We start from the raw sequence: 19,160 nt of genomic DNA on the forward strand, positions 1-19,160 counted from the left end.
TCACTCAGCGGTGAGGCGCCGGACGATCGCCTCCAGCGCCATGCCGCGCGACGCCTTGACCAGGATCACCGTGTCCGCGCCCGTCAGCGGCATTACGGCGTCTGCCGCCTCGTCCGGCGTCTCGGTGCAGCGGATGCGCGCGGCAGGGAACCCCGCTTCCGCTGCCTCTTCGGCAATCCATCGCGCCCGCTTTCCCACCGTTACCAGCCAGTGTATGCGCGCCGGGTCGATGGCCCGCCCCACATCGCGGTGGAGCGCTTCCTCCTCCGGCCCCAGTTCCAGCATGTCGCCGAGTACGGCCACCCGCCGGGCAAACGGCAAGGCAGCGAGCAGCTCGAGGCTGGCGCGCACCGACGTGGGACTGGCGTTATAGGCATCGTTCAGCACCGTCGCACCGCCGATGCCGCGCACGCGCTCCGTTCGCATGCCGGTGATCGTGGCACCGGCCAGCCCCCGGCGGATTTCCTCCGGCGCAAGGCCCAGCGTACGACCGACGGCCACGGCGTACAGGGCGTTTTTCACATTGTGGCGGCCGGGTATCGGCACGGCATACGGCTCTTTTCCGACGCGAAACGTCATCCCGTCAAGGCCACGGAACGCCACATCCTGGGCCCGCCACTGGCAACGCGGTCCAAAGCCGCATCGGCTGATCGTCCCGGCAAAGCGCTCCGCCGCAAGATCCAACAGGGGCTCGTCGCCGTCGAGAAACAGGGTACCGTCCGCATCCAGCCCTTCAACAATTTCCAGCTTCGCCTCGGCGATGGCCTCGCGCGAACCGAGCTGGGCCAGGTGCGCCTCGCCGATGGTGGTGATCACTGCGAGCTGCGGCTCGGCGATCCGGGACAGGCACGCGATCTCCCCGCGTCCGCTCATGCCCATCTCGCACACCACCACCTCGGTGTCCGCCGGTGCCGACAAGAGGGTCAGCGGCAGGCCGATGTGGTTATTGAGGTTGCCCTGGGTCTTGTGGACGCGATAGCGCTGGGCCAACACGGCGGCGATCAAATCTTTCGTCGTGGTCTTGCCGTTTGAGCCCGTCACGCCGATCACGCGGGCGCCCAGCTCGCGACGATAGGCACGGGCGAGGCGCTGCAGCGCCGCCAGCGTGTCCTCGACAACAATGGCAGAACCCGGCGGCACCCCCCGGTCGCGCTGCCACAGGAAGGCGGACGCCCCACGGCCAAGCGCCTCCCGCACGAACTGATGGCCATCGAATCGCGTCCCCACGAGCGGCACAAACAGTGCGCCGGGCGTCAGCGTGCGCGTGTCGGTGGAAACGCCGCTGACCCACCGGTCCAGCTCCTCCGGTGTGCCCGTCCACGCGCCGCCCACCATGCGGATGACCTCGCGCAGACGACGCTTCACCATCCTCGACCCCTTAGGGCTTCCCGCGCCTCTTGTACGTCATCAAAGGGCAAGACGCGGTCGCCGATAATTTGATACGTTTCGTGACCTTTCCCCGCAATCAACACCAGGTCACCCGGTTTCGCGGCGTCGATGGCATAGCGGATCGCCGCGCGCCGGTCCGTGAGGCGGACCGTGCGCGTGCGGGCGTCGTCCGGCACGCCCGCCTCCATCTCGTCGAGAATGCGCTCGGGATCTTCCGACCGCGGGTTGTCGGAAGTGAAGACGGCAAGGTCGGCATACGCTACGGCAATGCGGGCCATCACCGGGCGCTTGGTGCGGTCGCGATCACCGCCGCAGCCGACCACCACGATGACGCGCCCCGACGTCAGCGCGCGCGCCGCCTTGAGCACGTTCGCCAGGCCATCGGGAGTGTGGGCGTAGTCGACAATCACGGTGAAGGGCTGGCCCTCGTCCACCTTTTCAAATCTCCCCCGTACCGTCACGTCGGCAAGGGCCCGTACGGCCGTCTCGAGGGGGATGCCCTCTGCCAGCGCAGCGGTTACGGCAGCCAGGGCGTTGTACACGTTGAAATGGCCGACCAGGGGCAGCTCCACGTCCGCAGCCCCGGCGAAGCTTTCCAGGCGAAACGACACGCCCGCCGGCGTCACCTGCACGTCGCGCGCGCGCACGTCACAGCCTTCGCCCATGCCATAGGTCAGCACCTGGGCCGCCGTCAGCGCGGCATATTCTTCCGCGACGGGGTCATCGGCGTTGAGCACGGCGAAGGTCTCGCGGCCATCACGGTAATCGCCGGCCAGCTGGGCAAATAACAGGCCCTTGGCCTGCTTGTAGGCTTCCATCGTCTGATGAAAATCCAGGTGGTCTTGCGTCAAATTGGTGAACACAGCCGTGCGGAACCGGCATCCGCGCACGCGTCCCAGGGCCAGGGCATGGGAGGAAACCTCCATCACCGCGTAATCGACGCCGGCGTCGACCATCGCCCGAAACGTGCGCTGTAGAACCAGCGCGTCGGGCGTCGTGTTGACCGCGGGCTCCTCCCGCCCCGCGTACCGGATCGCCATCGTTCCGATCAACCCCGGCGTGTGCCCCGCTTCTTCCAGGATACGTGTGAGCAAATGGGTGGTCGTGGTCTTGCCGTTGGTTCCGGTTACGCCGATCAGTTTCAGCTCCCGCGTGGGATGCCCGTAAAAGCGGTCTGCGGCAAAGGCCAGCGCCCGCCGGGCGTCGCGGACGAAAACCTTGGGCACCTCCACCGGAACCTCCCGCTCCACTACAAGGGCAACCGCCCCCTTCGCCACCGCCTCGCGGGCAAACTGGTGGCCGTCCGTCCGAAACCCGGGGATGCACACAAACAGATCGCCCGGACGGACCAGGCGGGAATCGGTTTGAATGCCGGTGACGGCGACATCTTCCCCCACCCGCCGGGCGGTGCGATAGGGCCCAAACAGTTGGCTCAACTTCATCGGCGGCACCTTCTTCAACCTCAGTATAGACGAATGGTACGCGATCCCAGACATTTCGTTGCGCGTATCCTGCCGCATGGAACAAGGCGTTCTCCCCCGCCTGTGGGCGGGATGCGTCGCGCACACGCTATCATTTTAATGAACCGCCGGCGGATTGTCATCCGGTTTCGGTTGCGACGCCCCTTGCCCCCCGGGCCCCAGGTACAGGCGGATCACCGCCCCGGGTCTGACCTTGACCCCGGGCTGCGGCGACTGGTACAGCACGGTGGTGCCGCTTCCTTCCACATCCAGGCGGAAAGTGTAGTAGCTGCGGCGCAGCTCGTCGATGCTCTCCCCGACCAAATTGGGCACCGGCACCAGCTTTTCGTCGCCGTAGCGGAACTTCCGCTCGAGCTGTTCCTTACGCGGCGTCACCTCCAGATAACGCAGCGTTTCATCGAGAATGTTCCGCACGATGGGCGCCGCCACCACCCCGCCGAACTGGATGCCCTGCGGGTTGTCCACGGCGACGTAAACGACAACTTGCGGGTCATCGGCGGGCGCAAACCCGATAAACGAAACGATGTGCTCGTTCGGCAGGTAGCCGCCGCCGGGGGCCGGCTTCTGGGCCGTGCCCGTCTTGCCCCCGACACGGTAGCCGTCGATGTAGGCATTGCGCCCTGTACCGTTGGCCACAACCCTCTCCAACGCCTCACGCACCAGTTTGGACGTCTCGGGTGAAATCACCTGCTGCACCACCTGCGGTTTAACCTCTTCCACCACCTTGCCGGTTTGCGGATCGCGCCACGCTTTGGCAATGTGCGGGCGCATCAATTTGCCCCCGTTAATGGCCGCCGAAACTGCCGCCACCTGCTGGATCGGTGTAACCGACACCCCTTGCCCGAAAGCGGTGGTGGCAAGCTCCACCGGGCCCATCCGTTCAAGGGAAAAGAGCTGACCGCGCTGCTCCCCAACCAGGTCGACGCCGGTGCGGTCCCCAAAGCCAAAGGTCCGGATGTAGCGGTACAGCCGTTCTTTTCCCAGCCGCTCGCCCAGCTCCACAAACCCGGGGTTGCAGGAGTTTTCCACCACTTCCCAAAATGTCTGGTGTCCGTGTCCGCCCCGTCGCCAGCAGCGCAGGCGCACCCCGGCTACCGTCGCGTACCCGGGGTCGTTAAACGTCTCGTCGAGGCGCACCACGCCTTCTTCCAGCGCCGCGGCGAGGGTGATGATTTTGAACGTCGACCCGGGCTCATACTGCCGCCAAATTGGCATGTTGCGATTGACCACCTCGACGGGATACTGGGCATAGCGCCCCGGATCGAAGTCCGGCATGCTGGCCATGGCCAGGATTTCCCCCGTTTTCGGGTCCATGGCCACCCCGATCACGTTCTCCGCCTGGTAGGTCATCTGGGCATGCTCCAGTTCGCGCTCGAGGATGGCCTGAATGGTGGCATCGATGGTCAGGACCAGGTCCTGCCCGTCCTTGGCGGGCGTATACCGCTGCCGCTCGTTGGGGATGGCCCCTCCTTTGGCGTCGGCGTAGAAGGAGACATAGCCGGGTACGCCGCGGAGCCGTTCGTCGTACACCTTCTCCACCCCGGCGAGGCCTTGATTGTCAATGCCCACAAATCCCAGCACGTGGGCGGCGAAAGCGCCGCGCGGATAGTAGCGACGGCTGTCTTCGGCAACGATGATCCCGGGCAGCCGGAGGGCGCGCACGGCTTCCGCTTTTTCTTGGCTGATCTTCCGCCCCTCCGGCTGGATGCGCACCATCAGCTGCCGCTTGGTAATCAGGCGGTACACCTTCTCCTCGCGCATGCCGAGGACAGCCGCCAACTTGCGGGCCGTCTCCGCCGGGTCGCGGACCTGCGCCGGCACGGCCAGCACCGACGGGGCACTGACGTTTTGGGCCAAGAGGCGGCCATGCCGGTCGTAAATCCGGCCCCGCTTCGGTTCGATGGGAATGTCGCGGCTCCACAGGTCCTCCGCCTTCCCCAACAGCCACGGCGACTGGTAAAGCTGCAAGTACCCCAGACGGAACAACAACGTCGTGTACACGAGCAGCCCGCCCACGAGAAGCCACACCAGCCGCCGGCGAACGGTCACGTTCGAGACACGCAAGGCCCTCCCCCCTGCCCCAGTGCCTTCCGGATATACCCTATTCCCGAAGACAAACCGGTAGAACAGGCCTTGGGGGGACGTTCCGGGCCAAAAAACAAAAAGGCCAAAGCGGCCTTTCAGACTGCAGACAAACTCCCTCGGTGCCAACGCAGCCGAGGGAGTTTTTTGTCGTCTGTGAGCAAAAAGGATACAGAAATTAAGGGCATGGCGCCCTGTTTTTCCTAACCTCCATAACCAATTCGCCAGCTTTTTTAAATTCATACAAGCAAAAACAAGCATCGCCTGCATTGTCACTTTTTCCAACCCACGTAAAGTGGTCCAACGCAAGCCATGCTTCTCCTTGAGATCCGCAAATACACGCTCAATCGTTTCCTTTCGGCGTGCATATAGGCGTTTATTCACTTCTGTATGGCGCAAGTGTTCCACTTCTTCCATGTAATGGGCCCAGATATGGCGGCTCACACGCTTAACCGCGTCGTGGCTTTCTGTGCACTGGGAGCGGAATGAACAAGATCGACAGGTCGTGGCATCGGAACGGTAGATTCGGTAACCCTCACGGGTCGTGGTTTCGTAGGTAAGCACTTGTCCGGCAGGACAAAGATAGCAATCGTAGTACTCATCGTACACGTAATCCTGCTTTCGATACCTTCCGTCTTTTGTGTGGGGACGGGTATACGGCATGACCGGACGGACCTGTTGGTCCAAGAGGTACTTGCTGATATAGGGTGTTTTATACCCTGCATCCACCGCGACAGCGCTGGGTTTTCCGACGTGCTTGACAGCTTGCTCGAACACATCCGGGAAAACCTGACTGTCATGAACGTTGGCGGCCGTGACGACGGCACTGACGACAAAGCCGTTTTGGTCGCTGGCCGCATGGAAGGAGTAAGCGAACGTCTGTTCCTTTTCGTTTTTGACAAACCAGCCGCTGTCCGGATCGGTGGTGCTTTTTTTCACCTCCTTCCAGACGGCTTTAGACTTTTTTGGCAACGGCTTTTTCCCGTGCGCTTCGCGGTCCTGGTTGATTTCCTCTTCGAGAAGTTCTTGATATTTCTTGCCTTCTTCCTGGACAAGCCGCTTGATGAATTTTCTCTTGTTGGCGTTGGCTTTGACATGGGTGGAATCGATATACAACACGGAAGGGTCGACCAGCCCATGATGGCAGGCTTCTTCAAGAATGCGCGTGAAGATCCTTTCAAAGAGGTCAGTACCCTTGAATCGGCGGACATAGTTTTTGCCAAACGTCGTGAAATGGGGGATGGGCTGGGTGAGATCGTATCCCAGAAACCACCGGTAGGCGAGATTGGTTTCGATTTCTTTGATGGTTTGACGCATGGAACGGATGCCGAACAGATACTGGATGAGCACCATTTTGATGAGGACAACGGGATCGATGCTGGGTCTTCCGTTGTCTGGGCAGTAACGATCTTCCACTAGTTCGTAGATAAACGAGAAGTCGATGGCGTTTTCGATTTTGCGAACCAGGTGATCCTGAGGCACCAATTCGTCCAACGAAACAACGGTAAGCTGGTAACGGCCTTCGGCCGATTGTTTTCTCAGCATGTGGCCACCTCTGCATGATGGGATAAGAACTCTATTCGACAAAAAAGCGTGTAGACCTTGTACCTCCCGGTACTTTGTCTACACGCTGAAAGGCCAAAGCGGCCTTTTCCTTCCCGAATTCCGGGTGCCTTATCCTATATTTTTTCTCTAGTTTTCGTCGGCTTCTCTGAAATCGGCCAACTCCAGCCGGACGCGCTTGTCCTTGGGCAGCGGCGCGCCCGGCGCTATGCTCTGGCGAACCACGTAACCAGACCCGTGGACCTCGGCCCGCAGGCCCATTTCGCCGCAGACGGCCAGGGCGTCGCGTAGCGACAACCCGCGCAGGTCGGGCATGTAGCCGGTCTGCCCGTCCCCATCTCCACGCGCTCCGGTGGCGTTTGCCGCGCCGGACGGTCCTGCCGGGCTCTGCGCCGCTTGCCCCGGCTGAACCGTGGGAGCACCCGCACCCGGCGCGCCGGGCTTGTCCTGGGGCACGTTCAGGTACAACAGGCTGTTGCGCATTATGGTCTTGAAGATCGGCGCCACCACCGCCCCGCCGCCACGCGCCGGGTCCACCTCCGGTTCGTCGACGACCACATAGACCAGCAGACGGGGGTGGTCCTTGGGGGCAAAACCAATAAAGGAGTAGACGTACTTCCCCGACAGGTAGCGACCGTCCGGTCCCACCTTCTGGGCCGTCCCCGTTTTACCCGCCACGCGCCATCCGTCGAGGGCGTAAGGCTGTCCGGTGCCGTCGGTCACCACGGTCTCCAGGATGTCGCGCACCTGTTTGGCCGTGGCCTCGGAAACGACGCGACGGCGAACCTCCGGCTGCATCCGGTAGAGCACTTGCCCGGTTTCGGCATCGCGGATCTCCTTGACAATATGCGGCTTGAGCAGATTCCCGCCGTTGGCGATGGCCGAGACGGCCACGGCCTGCTGAATGGCCGTGACGCCAACCCCTTGCCCAAAGGCCATGTTGGCCACGTCCGCCGGGTACATCTGGTGCGTGCGCTTGAGCAGGCCGGGGACTTCGCCCGGCAACTCGATGCCCGTCTTTTCACCGATGCCAAAGCGCATCACGTATTGGTAGAGGCGTTCTTTCCCCAGCCGCTGGTACCCGAGAATGACGAAGGCGACGTTGCTCGACTTCTGAACGCCTTCGAGAAACGTGATGCGCCCCCAGCCCCGGCGGTTGTGGTCGCGCACGGTGCCGAAGGGGCCGCTGATGCGTCCCGACAAATACGTTTCGTTCGGGTTGAACAGCTTCTCCTCGATCGCCGCAGCCAGGGTGATAATTTTAAAGGTGGACCCCGGTTCAAAGACGGAGGCGACGGCCCCGTTCAAAAACTGGCGGTAGTCCTTCACCTCCCAATACCGGTTCGGGTTGTAGGTGGGCCGGTTGGCCATGGCCAAAACCTCGCCCGTGTTCGGGTCCATGACGATCGCCGTCATGCTCTTGGGGCGAAAGCTTTTTTCCGCCTCGTCGAGGGCCTGCTCGACAAACGATTGGATTTGCTCGTCGAGGGTGAGCACGACGGTCTTCCCCGGCTTGGGCGGCCGCACATCCTTGAGGCCGTTTGGCAACACGTTGCGCTTCAGGTCTCGCCACACGGTCATCGTGCCGGGCGTTCCGGCGAGCGCCTGATCATACGCCTGTTCGATTCCCCCCACGGCCTTCCCGTCAAGGGACTGGAACCCGAGGACATGGGCGGCCAGCTCGCCGTTGGGGTAGTACCGGCGCGTCGTTTCCACCAGCGAGATACCCGGAATGCCCAGCTTGCGCACCTGGTTGGCCTTTTCCCGATCGATCTTCCACCCGCCGGGACGCAATTCCACCTGATAGGCGTCCCGTCGCGTCAGGAGGTCAAGGATCTGGTCCTCCGACATGCCCAGTACCGGCGCCAGTTTGCGCGCCGCGTCCTCCGGATCTCGCACGCGGTGCTCATCCTTCGGGCTGATGGTGGCCACAACCGTATACGCCGTCGCGTTCTTGGCCAGTTCCTTGCCGTTCCGGTCGAGGATGGCCCCGCGCTCCGGAGGCACTTGGCTCCCCGCCGCCCACATCCGCTCGGCCCGCGCCACCAACCAATCGGCCTCAACCACCTGGAGCCAGAACAGGCGCGCGAGCAGGAAAAAAAAGAGCAGCGTAACGACTGCTCCCATCAACAAGGCGCGCACCTTGATCGCCGTTTTTCCGTCCATGCGCGTCGTTCCCCCCTATGGACGGTCGAGCCACCGCACCGCGCCATCATTGGCCACAAGCCCATATTTCTTGGCAATCGCGTACACGCGCTGGGGCGAGCTGAGCTCGGCGATCTTCAGCTGCAGGGCAACGTTTTCCTCCCGGGTCTGGGCGATCTGCTTCTGGAGCGCCTGAATCTGGTAGTTATTCTCGACGATCTGGCTCTGCCGGTCCAGCAAGAAGACCAGGGTGGCCAGTACGGCGAGCAAAGCCCCCAGATAGGCCAGTTTCTCGCCCATGGACAGCCGCGTGCGCGTCCGCACGGCCACCGTCCGCTTTGCGTGTTGACGCGGTTTGGCCTGCGGCTGCGCCACGGCTAGATTCCCATAACCCAATCGCTTGCTCACCCGTGGTTCCCCCTCTCTCCCGTATGCCCACCGGTCGCGTCACCTACCCGCTCGGCAATCCGCAGCTTGGCCGAGCGCGCGCGCGGATTGCGCCGGACCTCCTCTTGGCTCGGCACGATCGGCTTTTTCGTCAGCACCCGCACCAGCGGCTTTCTGCCGCACGCACATACCGGCAAACCGGGCGGACAGACGCACCCGCGGCTCCACTCCTGGAACGCTTGCTTGCAGATGCGGTCCTCCAGGGAGTGGAACGAGATTACCGCCACGCGCCCGCCCACGGCAAGGTGCGCCACCGCCGCCTCCAGTCCTTCCCGGAGGGCGCCCAGCTCGTCGTTGACGGCGATGCGCAGCGCTTGAAACGTGCGCCGGGCGGGGTGCGGGCCGGTGCGCCGCGCCGGCGCCGGAATCGCGCGCTTCACCACCTCGACCAGCTCGCCGGTCGTCTCGATCGGCGTCTTGGTCCGTGTCCGCACAATTTCACGGGCGATGGCTTTGGCGAAACGCTCTTCCCCGTAGCGCCAGAGAAGATCGGCCAGCTCCGCCTCCGTCCAGGTGTTGACGAGGTCGGCTGCGGTGATGGACAGCTCGGGATCCATCCGCATGTCGAGCGGCGCATCAAACCGATAGCTGAAGCCCCGTTCCGCCTCGTCCACCTGCGGAGAGGAGACGCCCAGGTCAAACAAGATCCCGTGCACACGGCGAATTCCTTGTTCGGCCAAAACAGCAGCCAGATGGCGGAAGTTGCGCTTGACCAGGCGCACGCGATCGCGATACGGCGCCAGGCGCCTCGCCGCCGCTTCCAAGGCCGCATCATCTTGGTCCAGGGCGATCAGGAGCCCCTTGGGTCCCAACTGCTCGGCAATGCGCAGGCTGTGCCCGCCGCCGCCCACCGTGCAATCAACGTAGACGCCGTCGGGCCGCACGGCCAGGGCCCCGACCGCCTCTTCTAAGAGCACGGATTGGTGAACGAACACCACGCATCCCTCTTTTTTGGATATCCCGCACAACCGCTGCGACGAGCAACGCTACAAGTCCACATCCACGATGGCTTCGGCGATCTCCACAAACCGTTCCTGTTGCCGGCGAATGTAGTCTTCCCACTGCGCCTTGTCCCAAATCTCCACGCGGCTCCCCACACCGATGACCACGCAATCTTTGGTGAGGCGGGCGTACTCGCGCAGGTTCGCCGGCAGGTTGATCCGCCCTTGCCGATCCACTTCGCATTCCACGGCACCGGAAAAGAAAAACCGCGTAAACGCCCGCGCGTCCGCGCGGGTAAAGGGGAGCGTCCGGAGTTTCTGTTCGAGGGCTTTCCACTCGCTGAGGGGGTAGGCAAACAAGCAGTGGTCCAGACCGCGTGTCACGACGAAGGGAGACCCCAGCCCTTCCCGGAACTTGGCCGGGATGGTGAGCCGTCCCTTGTCATCGAGGGCGTGCTGGAACTCCCCCATAAACATGGCCCATCCCCCGTCTTGTTCCCCATTCTCCCCCACAGCTCCCCACTCTTCACCACGCTATACCCAATTCTCTACGCACAAGCAAATTCCTGCTGAGTTACGTAAATGATCCAAAATCGCGACAATCGACTCATTTCGACACGGCGGGAAGGGAGGGAAAAAGGCCTAAGGGGGGGGAGAATCGGGTAAGACCCGCGGCGGGACGTGCCGCCGTCCAACCAAAAAACGGCCGCCGGTCCAGATAATCGGACCGGCGGCCGTTCGTGCCCGGAATCCGTGTCCTTGCGTTACACCTTCCAGCTTTCAAGATACCGCTTTTGCGCGTCGGTGAGCTCGTCGATACGGATGCCCCGCGCCTCCAGCATGAAGCGGGCCACCTGCTGGTCGAGGGCATAGGGCACGTTCAACACGCGCGGGCCCACTTCGTGATGGTGTTCGTTGATATACTGGAGCGACAGCGCCTGCAGGGCGAAGGTCATGTCCATGATTTCCGCCGGATGCCCGTCGCCGGCGGCCAGGTTGACCAGGCGGCCTTCGGCGAGAAGGTAGAGCCGGCGGCCGTCCTCCAGGGTGTACTCGGTGATGTTCTTGCGCACCACGCGCACCGACCGGCTCAGCTTCTGCAGGTCGTTCTTGTTCACTTCCACATCGAAGTGGCCGGCGTTGGCCAAAATGGCCCCGTCCTTCATCTTGGGGAAGTGACGGGCGTCGATGCAGCTAATGTTTCCGGTGACGGTAACGAAGATGTCTCCCAGCGGGGCAGCCTCTTCGAGCGGCATCACCTCAAAGCCGTCCATGTACGCCTCGATGGCCTTGATTGGATCCACCTCGGTGACGATGACGCGCGCCCCGAGGCCCTTGGCCCGCATGGCCACGCCCTTGCCACACCAGCCATAGCCAACGACCACCGCCGTCTTGCCGGCCACGACCAGGTTGGTGGTGCGCATGATGCCGTCCCACACCGACTGCCCCGTGCCGTAGCGGTTGTCGAACAGGTATTTGCAGTAGGCGTCGTTGACGGCCACCATAGGGAAGCGCAGCCGGCCTTCCTTTTCCAGTGCGCGCAGGCGGATAATCCCCGTCGTCGTCTCCTCGCATCCGCCGCGGATCTTCTTGGCCAAGTCCGGACGTTCGGCGTGCAGAAGGGCCACCAGGTCGCCGCCGTCGTCGATAATCAGGTCCGGCTCGGTCTCCAGCGTCTTGATGAGGAACGCCTTATACTCGTCTGCCGTCACGTTGTACTTGGCGTAGACGGTGATGCCGTCCTCCACCAGCGCCGCGGCCACGTCGTCTTGGGTGGAGAGGGGATTCGACCCGGTAATGGCCACATTGGCCCCGCCCGCGTGGATCACCTTGGCCAGGTAGGCCGTTTTGGCCTCCAGGTGCAGGCAGATCGCCACGTTCAGGCCGGCGAAGGGCTTGGTTCGTTCAAATTCCTCACGAATACGGTTGAGGACGGGCATGTGGGCGGCGGCCCACTCGATCTTCAGATGGCCGTCTTTGGCCAGGTCCATGTCGCGAACGATGCTCATCGATCGGCTCCTCCTTCGGGGATCTCCCGTATCACGCTTACAACAACACGATGGCGTGGCGTCCGTCGGGCTCGCCGAGCGCGTCGAGCAGCTGGTCGACAAGCCCGTCGTACCGCACGAGGTAAGCGAAGACATTGAACACCCGCTCCTGAAGGCGGTCCTTCGGCCACAGCGACAAGCGCACGCGGCTCAGCTGGCGCAGGGAGGCCTCATGGCGCCCCTCCCACTCCCGCTCGACGCGGCGGCGCAACCACGCGAGGCCCTCTTCCGCCCGCGCGCGGCTCGCCCCCGTAAGATCGCGCGCCGCCTGGCCCAGCGCCTCAAGCCGCTCGGCCAGCCGTTCGTAAAGGGCGGCGAGGGCGGCCCCCGCTTCGGCAAAGGCCGCGTCGAAATCCGGACGGCCGAGCCCCCTGCGCCACGCCGCCTCCAGAACCTCGGGCCCGGCCAGCGCATCGAGGGGAGACAGGCCCACGCGGCGAAGCGCCTTCTGCAGCGTCCCTTCGACCAGGGTAACGCTGAGGCGGGGCACCACCGGAGGCATCTCCCAACCGCCCAGGGCAAACAGTTCCCGGTACAGTCCCCAGTACGCGATTTCGCCCGGACCGCCCACAAAGGCGAGCACCGGCAGCAGGACTTCCTGCGTCAGCGGGCGGCTGACGACGTCGGCGGAAAATTCCTCCGGCGCTTCCGTCACCCGCCGCGCCAGCTCCCCCGGCGGCAGGCGGAGGGTGCCATCGTCGGTGACAAAGATGCCGTCCCTTACCCACAGCTTCTTGCGCTCCCCCGCCCCGGTCCAGAACAAGTGGGCATCCCCCTCGCGCACGTCCACTTGGGGCGTCTGTCCCTGGGCCACAAACCACGCGGCATTACGGGCCAACGCTGCACGCAGTTCGTCGTTCTTCTCCACCACCGCCCGGAAGGCGTCCACCTTCAACGGAGCGAGGCGCACATCGCCTGAATCGAGCAGAACGAGACCGTGTTTCCCGAACAGCTCGGCCATCACCCGGGCAAAAAACGTCACCAGGGTGTCCGATTCGGCAGCGAAGGCGGTCAGCTTTTCCTGCCACGCCGGCTTGAACTCCGTGTCCGGTAACAAGGCGAAGACCCGCTCAACGAAGGCCTCCAGCTCCCCCGCCGGCAGGCGCCATCGCGTGACGCTGACGCGGGTCTCCGGCAGGGTTGACAGGCGCACCGTCTCCAGTGTGCGGTCGGGCGCCAGCACCGTCACATGCCCCGGTTCGGCCGCGTCGTGGTCTTCGCCGGCAATCCAGAACACCGGCACCACCGGCCGGCCCAGACGCGCTTCCTCCCGCCGGGCCAAGCGAATCAGCGTGATCGCCTTGTACACCGTGTACAGGGGTCCGGTGAGGAGGCCCGCCTGCTGGCCGCCGACGACGACCAGCGCCGTCGGGTCGCGCAGGCGCTCCACGTTGGCCAAGGCAGCGGGATGGTTGCCAACGGCGCGGTTGAAGGCGGCCAAGGCGTCGGCGAGGGCAGTTCGGCGCTCGGCCGGATAGTGCAAGCGGGCGGCGCGCACATTCAGCGCCGCCACGTCAAACGGTGGATAGACAAAGCGCGCGCGGGCTGTGGCGCGGCCGTCGAGGTAGTCACGCACAAAGGGAGACAAGTCCGGCCATGCGGTTTTGACAATGTCCAATTCGCGGCCCTCCCGGTTCGCCTGATCGTTCCTCTCGCAGTATAGCACGGGCACTGCGGTGAGGACAATTCCGATTGTTTATCCTGGATTACTTGGAAATTGCTTGCCCAGCGCTTCCTTGGCTCGGACCAGCCGGGCAAGGGTGGCGTTGACCGGCGCCGCGAGGCCCCGCCGGACGGCGCGGGAGGCCACCGCGCCGTTCAGATGAGCAATTTCTGTGGGCTGCCCGCGCGAAAGGTCCTGCAGCATCGACGAGAAGTTGGCCGCCGTCTTGCGGCAGACAGCGAGGGCCTCGGCCATCAGATCCTCGGCGATGGCGGCGCCCACGGTCCCGTCCCCGAGCGCAACGCCTTCGGCGGCCGCCACCGCCGCCACTTCCTCGACCACCGCGCGCATCACCGGATGCAGATCCGCCGCCTCGACCAATGCCCCGTTGGGCACGCCGAGGAGCGCGGTGAGCGGGTTAATCGCGCAGTTGACAGCCAGCTTCCGCCACATGCGCGAGCGAATGTCGGGCGTCACGTGCGCCGCAAAGCCGGCCTGCCGCAGGACGGCCACCAGGGCGGAAAGCGCCGCATCCCCTTCGGGCCGTGTCCCTGCCCTCGGGTTCATCGGGCCCAGATGCGTCTCGCCCCGGCCGGTGTGGCGCACGCGCACGGCGTCCATCCGCAGCGCCCCCTCCGTCGTCACCGCCGCATAGAGGCGCGCATCGTCCACCCACCGGGCCAGCACCTCCTCGTGGCCCAGCCCGTTAAGCCACGCCACCAGCCGCCCCGACGTCCCCAGCCACGCGGCGCACACCGGAGCGGCATTGGCGACATGACGCTGCTTGACGCACAGCACTCCCCACGCCACCGGGCCATCTGGCGGATCGACGGCGGCAAAAGTTGGAACACGCACATGAAGGATGGTACCCGCGGTTTCCACGAAGAGACCCTCGGCCCGCAGCCGATCACGCTGGTCCCCGGTGCGCACCACCAGACGCACATCGGCTCCCGCAGCCGCCAGGCGTCCGGCCAGCAAAAGCCCCAGCGACCCGCCACCGATCACGGCGATGCGCCCCGCAGCGGCGGCCGTCTCCTCTACGATCATGGTCGCACCTCCTGCGTTCGGTTTCCCTCCCCAACATACCGCTTTTACGCGCAACAAAAAAGCCCCCGGACTGCTCGTCCGGGAACCCCCGACCTCTCCCCTGCGACAGAGGGGGCACATCTCCTTCTCCCGCCCCCTCATACCGGATACACCGGCTTTTTCCGCTCGGAAAAGCGCATCTCCTTCGACCGATACATGGCAAAGCGGGCGATCAGCTCGTCGCGCAAGGCATCCGTCGGCACGATGGCGTCGACAATCAAGTCGGAAGCCAGGCGGTAGATGTCGATGTCCTCCTGGTATTCCCTGCGCTTTTCGAGGATGAAGGCCTGCCGCTCCTGGGGATCGGCAATGGCCTGGATCTTGTTGCTGTACACGGCGTTAACGGCCGCCTCCGGCCCCATGACGGCGATCTGCGCCGTGGGCAAGGCCAGGCAGCAGTCGGGCTCGAAGGCCGGACCGGCCATGGCGTACAGCCCCGCCCCGTAGGCCTTGCGCACGATCACGGAAATCTTCGGCACCGTCGCCTCGGACACGGCGGCGATCATCTTCGCCCCGTGGCGGATGATGCCGGCCCGCTCCACCTTCGTGCCGATCATGAAGCCGGGCACGTCGGCCAAAAAGAGGAGGGGGATGTTGAAGGCGTCGCACAGGTGGATAAACCGCGTGGCCTTGTCTGCCGAGTCGACGAACAGCACGCCGCCCTTCACCTTCGACTGGTTGGCCACGATGCCCACCGCCTCGCCGTTCAAGCGGGCGAAGCCGGTGATGATCTCCGGCGCAAACAGCTTCTTGATCTCGAAGAAGGACCCTTCGTCGACGAGGGCGTCGATCAGCTCGTACATGTCGAAGGGCACATTCTGGTCTACCGGCACAATGTCGGCGATGGGGCGCGCGTCGGCCCTGGGCGGACGCGGCGCAGCAGCCGGCGGGCGGCCCTTGTAGTTGTCAGGCATGTAGGCGAGGTACTGGCGGGCCAGGGCGATCGCTTCCTCTTCGCTCGCGGCCAGGATGTCGCCGCAGCCGCTCACCGAACAGTGCATACGCGCCCCGCCCATCTCCTCCAGCGTCACCTTCTCCCCGATCACCATTTCGGCCATGCGCGGCGAGCCGAGATACATGCTGGCATTGCCGTCCACCATGACCACCACGTCACAGAAGGCGGGAATGTAGGCCCCGCCGGCCGCCGACGGGCCGAAGAGCAGGCAAACCTGCGGCACCATCCCCGACAGCTTCACCTGGTTGTAGAAGATGCGCCCGGCGTGCCGGCGCCCGGGAAACATCTCCACCTGGTCGGTGATGCGCGCCCCGGCGGAATCGACGAGGTAGAGGAGCGGCACCTTGAGGCGTTCGGCCGTCTCCTGAATGCGCAGGATTTTCTCCACCGTCCGCGCGCCCCACGAGCCGGCCTTCACCGTGGCATCGTTGGCCATCACGCATACCGTGCGTCCGTGGATCTTCCCAACAGCCGTTACCACGCCGTCAGCCGGCAGGTCCCCCGCCATATAGTTGGCAAACAGCCCGTCTTCCACCACGTAGGCCCCGTCATCAAAGAGGAGCCTCAGACGGTCGCGCACGAACAACTTGCGCGACGCCTTCAGCTTATCGTGGTACTTGGGGGCACCGCCCTGTTGCACCTGTTCGGTCCGCTCGCGCAAGACCGCATCCAGCTGATGCGTCCCTGCTTTCACCTCTTGCACGCTCATTTCGGTACGCCTCCTTCCGCGTTTTCCCTTGCTCGCCTGCGTCCTCAGGCCGAACGCTGCCCGGCTGTGCAAGCGGCCAACACACGCGACGGGAGCTTCCGACCCAGCCGCTCCTGGATGAACCGCCCTGCGGCCACAAGGCGGTCGAGATCGATCCCCGTCTCGTAGCCCATCCCGCGCAGGAGATAGACCAGCTCTTCCGTGGCCACGTTCCCTGAGGCGCCAGGAGCGTAGGGACAACCGCCCAGCCCGCCCACCGAGCTGTCAAAGGTGCGGATGCCCACCTCCAGCGCCGCGCACACATTGGCCAACCCCGTGCCGCGCGTATCATGGAAGTGACCGGCCAGGCGCTCCGCCCCGAAGCAACGCACCAGTTCGGCAAACCGCTCCCGCACCTGCTTGGGCGTGGCAATGCCGATCGTGTCGCCGATGGACACCTCACGGACGCCCATTGCCAAGAGTCGCTCGGTAACGCGCAACACGCGCCCCAGCGGCACCTCGCCCTCGTACGGGCAGCCAAAGGCCGTCGACACGTAGCCGCGGACCGACAGCCCTGCCGCCGTCGCCTCCCGCACCACCTCATCCAGCACGGGGAAGGTTTCGTCGATCGTCTTGTTGATGTTCTTCTGGTTGTGCGTCTCGCTGGCTGACAGGAACACGGCAATTTCCGTCACCCCGGCGGCCAGGGCCCGCTGGAGCCCGCGCGCGTTGGGCACGAGGGCGGCATAGGTCACCCCTTCCCGCCGTTTGAGGCGGCGAAACACCTCGTCGGCGTCCGCCAGTTGGGGGATCCACCGCGGATGGACGAAGGACGACACCTCAAGGTATGCGAGACCGGCTTCCTGCAGGTGCTCGATCAGCGCCACCTTGTCCTCCGTCGGCACAAACGCAGCCTCGTTCTGGAGTCCGTCACGCGGCCCCACTTCGACAATGCGCACCGCCTCGGCCACGCTCTCACCCCTCCAGCTCCACGAGAATATCCCCTTCGTTGACGAAGTCCCCCTCCTTCACGTTGACGGCGCGTACCGTTCCCGCCGCTTCCGCTTGGACGGGAATTTCCATCTTCATCGACTCAAGGACAACCACGTCCTGTCCCGGCTGTACCGCGTCACCCACTTGCACGTTAATGCGGATGACGATGCCGGCCATGTGGGCAGCAATTGCGCTCATGGCTGTCTCGCTCCTTTCTGCTCCTGGGGTTGCAGCTCCTGTACCAGGTGCGTGGTGTACCGTCCCTGCACAAACGCCTCGCAATCCAGCACGCGCTGCAGGAACGGGATGTTGTGCTTGATCCCCTCGATGCGGTAGGCGGCCAGGGCCGCGCGGCATCGCGCCAACGCCTCCTCGCGCGTGGAAGCGCTGACAATCAACTTGGCGATCATCGGATCGTAGTAGGGCGTCACCGTCAGACCGGCCGCCACCCCGTCGTCGATCCGCACCCCCGCCCCGCCGGGCGGCTCGTAGGCGACGATCCGTCCCGGTGCCGGGAGAAAGGTGACGGGATCCTCGGCATAGACCCGGCACTCGATGGCGTGCCCCTTCCGCCGCGCCGTCACGTCTTCCTGGGTGAACGGCAGCGGCTTGCCCTCGGCGATGTCCAGCTGCAGGGCGACGAGGTCGAGCCCCAGCGTCTCTTCCGTGATCGGATGCTCCACCTGCAGGCGGGTGTTCATTTCAAGAAAGTAGAAGTTCTGGTCGGCGTCGACGATGAACTCGACGGTCCCGGCGCCAACATAGCCCACCGCCTTTGCCGCGGTTACGGCCGCGGCGCAGATGGCCTGCCGCGCCTCCTCGGTGAGGAAAGGGGATGGCGTCTCCTCGATTACCTTCTGATGGCGTCGCTGCACCGAACAATCGCGCTCGAACAGATGGACGACGTTCCCCTGGGCGTCGGCAAGAATCTGCACTTCAATGTGCCGCGGCTCGTCGATGTACTTCTCCAAAAAGAGATCACCGCTCCCGAAGTAGGCCCTGGCCCGCGCCGCCGCCGTCCCGTAGGCGGCCTTGAGCTCTTCCGGCGTGCGGCACACCTGCATCCCGATACCGCCTCCACCGGCGCTGGCCTTCAGCATCACCGGGTAGCCAATGGCCGCCGCCGCTTCGAGCGCCGCCTCCACCGAGGGCAGCGGGGCGTCGGTTCCGGGGACAACCGGAACCCCCGCCTGCTGCATTTGCCGCCGGGCGTTCACCTTGTCGCCCATGGCGGCAATCACATCGGGATCAGGCCCGATGAACACGAGGCCTTCTTCCCGGCAGCGGCGGGCAAAGGTCGGGTTCTCCGACAGAAACCCATACCCCGGATGAATCGCGTCGGCCCCCGTTTCTTTCGCAATGGACACGATTTTTTCGATATTCAGATAACTTTGCGCTACGGGGGGTGGCCCCACCAACACCGCCTCGTCGGCCTCGCGTACGAACGGCCAACCGGCGTCGGCTTCCGAATAGACCGCCACGGTGGCCACCCCGCGCGCCCGGCAGGTGCGAAGGATCCGACGGGCAATCTCCCCGCGGTTGGCAACAAGAACCTTCCGAATGATCACGAAGGCCACTCCTTTCTGACTGAGCGCTCGCTATTTTGTGCCACGCGTGTCCCCCGCTCGACCGGAACCGCGTCTCCCGCTTTTATTATACACGATTAAATCAATTTCGAG

General features: G+C 64.4%; 14 protein-coding genes and 1 pseudogene. All 15 read right to left on the reverse strand.

Annotated features, from left to right (window positions below):
• The 15 genes and pseudogenes from ACYQ0Z_RS09415 to ACYQ0Z_RS09485 all read right to left on the reverse strand — a co-directional run bounded on the left by ACYQ0Z_RS09415 (position 1) and on the right by ACYQ0Z_RS09485 (position 19,043).
• Complete coding sequence (locus ACYQ0Z_RS09415; RefSeq protein WP_459867212.1) at positions 1-1,368, reverse strand: UDP-N-acetylmuramoyl-tripeptide--D-alanyl-D-alanine ligase; 1,368 nt, start codon at positions 1,366-1,368, stop codon at positions 1-3.
• Entirely contained in the window at positions 1,362-2,831 is a 1,470-nt protein-coding gene (locus ACYQ0Z_RS09420; RefSeq protein ID WP_459867215.1) for a UDP-N-acetylmuramoyl-L-alanyl-D-glutamate--2,6-diaminopimelate ligase, read from the reverse strand. Before ACYQ0Z_RS09420 ends, ACYQ0Z_RS09415 begins: the two co-directional genes overlap by 7 nt.
• A gap of 135 nt (positions 2,832-2,966) precedes the next feature.
• Positions 2,967-4,934 (reverse strand): stage V sporulation protein D, encoded by a 1,968-nt coding sequence (locus ACYQ0Z_RS09425; RefSeq protein ID WP_488193080.1) that lies wholly within the window; start codon positions 4,932-4,934, stop codon positions 2,967-2,969.
• 222 nt (positions 4,935-5,156) lie between these two features.
• Positions 5,157-6,497 (reverse strand): annotated as a pseudogene (locus ACYQ0Z_RS09430) (IS1182 family transposase); the annotation flags it as partial.
• Positions 6,498-6,644: 147 nt separating this feature from the next.
• Positions 6,645-8,681, reverse strand: a complete 2,037-nt coding sequence (locus ACYQ0Z_RS09435) for a penicillin-binding protein (RefSeq protein WP_459867218.1) — start codon at positions 8,679-8,681, stop codon at positions 6,645-6,647.
• Positions 8,682-8,696: 15 nt separating this feature from the next.
• Positions 8,697-9,068 carry a cell division protein FtsL gene (ftsL, locus tag ACYQ0Z_RS09440; RefSeq protein ID WP_459867221.1) on the reverse strand — a complete coding sequence of 124 codons (372 nt, stop codon included), beginning with the start codon at positions 9,066-9,068 and terminating at the stop codon, positions 8,697-8,699.
• The gene (gene rsmH / locus ACYQ0Z_RS09445; protein WP_459867224.1) at positions 9,065-10,042 is read right to left on the reverse strand and encodes a 16S rRNA (cytosine(1402)-N(4))-methyltransferase RsmH; all 978 of its coding nucleotides are present in this window, start codon (positions 10,040-10,042) and stop codon (positions 9,065-9,067) included. Before rsmH ends, ftsL begins: the two co-directional genes overlap by 4 nt.
• 51 nt (positions 10,043-10,093) lie before the next feature.
• Positions 10,094-10,525: a division/cell wall cluster transcriptional repressor MraZ gene (gene mraZ / locus ACYQ0Z_RS09450; protein WP_459868858.1), complete on the reverse strand. Its 432-nt coding sequence runs from the start codon at positions 10,523-10,525 to the stop codon at positions 10,094-10,096.
• A 287-nt stretch (positions 10,526-10,812) separates the two neighbouring features.
• The gene (locus ACYQ0Z_RS09455) at positions 10,813-12,057 is read right to left on the reverse strand and encodes an adenosylhomocysteinase (protein ID WP_459867227.1); all 1,245 of its coding nucleotides are present in this window, start codon (positions 12,055-12,057) and stop codon (positions 10,813-10,815) included.
• Between the two features lie 37 nt (positions 12,058-12,094).
• The gene (gene bshC, locus ACYQ0Z_RS09460; protein WP_459867230.1) at positions 12,095-13,714 is read right to left on the reverse strand and encodes a bacillithiol biosynthesis cysteine-adding enzyme BshC; all 1,620 of its coding nucleotides are present in this window, start codon (positions 13,712-13,714) and stop codon (positions 12,095-12,097) included.
• A gap of 78 nt (positions 13,715-13,792) precedes the next feature.
• Complete coding sequence (locus tag ACYQ0Z_RS09465) at positions 13,793-14,806, reverse strand: ketopantoate reductase family protein (protein WP_459867233.1); 1,014 nt, start codon at positions 14,804-14,806, stop codon at positions 13,793-13,795.
• Positions 14,807-14,943: 137 nt separating this feature from the next.
• Positions 14,944-16,509 carry an acyl-CoA carboxylase subunit beta gene (locus ACYQ0Z_RS09470; RefSeq protein WP_459867236.1) on the reverse strand — a complete coding sequence of 522 codons (1,566 nt, stop codon included), beginning with the start codon at positions 16,507-16,509 and terminating at the stop codon, positions 14,944-14,946.
• Positions 16,510-16,553: 44 nt separating this feature from the next.
• Positions 16,554-17,459: a hydroxymethylglutaryl-CoA lyase gene (locus ACYQ0Z_RS09475; RefSeq protein WP_459867239.1), complete on the reverse strand. Its 906-nt coding sequence runs from the start codon at positions 17,457-17,459 to the stop codon at positions 16,554-16,556.
• Positions 17,460-17,463: 4 nt separating this feature from the next.
• Entirely contained in the window at positions 17,464-17,679 is a 216-nt protein-coding gene (locus ACYQ0Z_RS09480) for an acetyl-CoA carboxylase biotin carboxyl carrier protein subunit (protein WP_459867242.1), read from the reverse strand.
• Entirely contained in the window at positions 17,676-19,043 is a 1,368-nt protein-coding gene (locus ACYQ0Z_RS09485) for an acetyl-CoA carboxylase biotin carboxylase subunit (protein ID WP_459868861.1), read from the reverse strand. The genes ACYQ0Z_RS09480 and ACYQ0Z_RS09485 overlap by 4 nt, the downstream gene beginning before the upstream one ends.
• Between the last annotated feature and the right edge of the window lie 117 nt (positions 19,044-19,160).

Source organism: Calditerricola yamamurae (genome assembly GCF_054654135.1).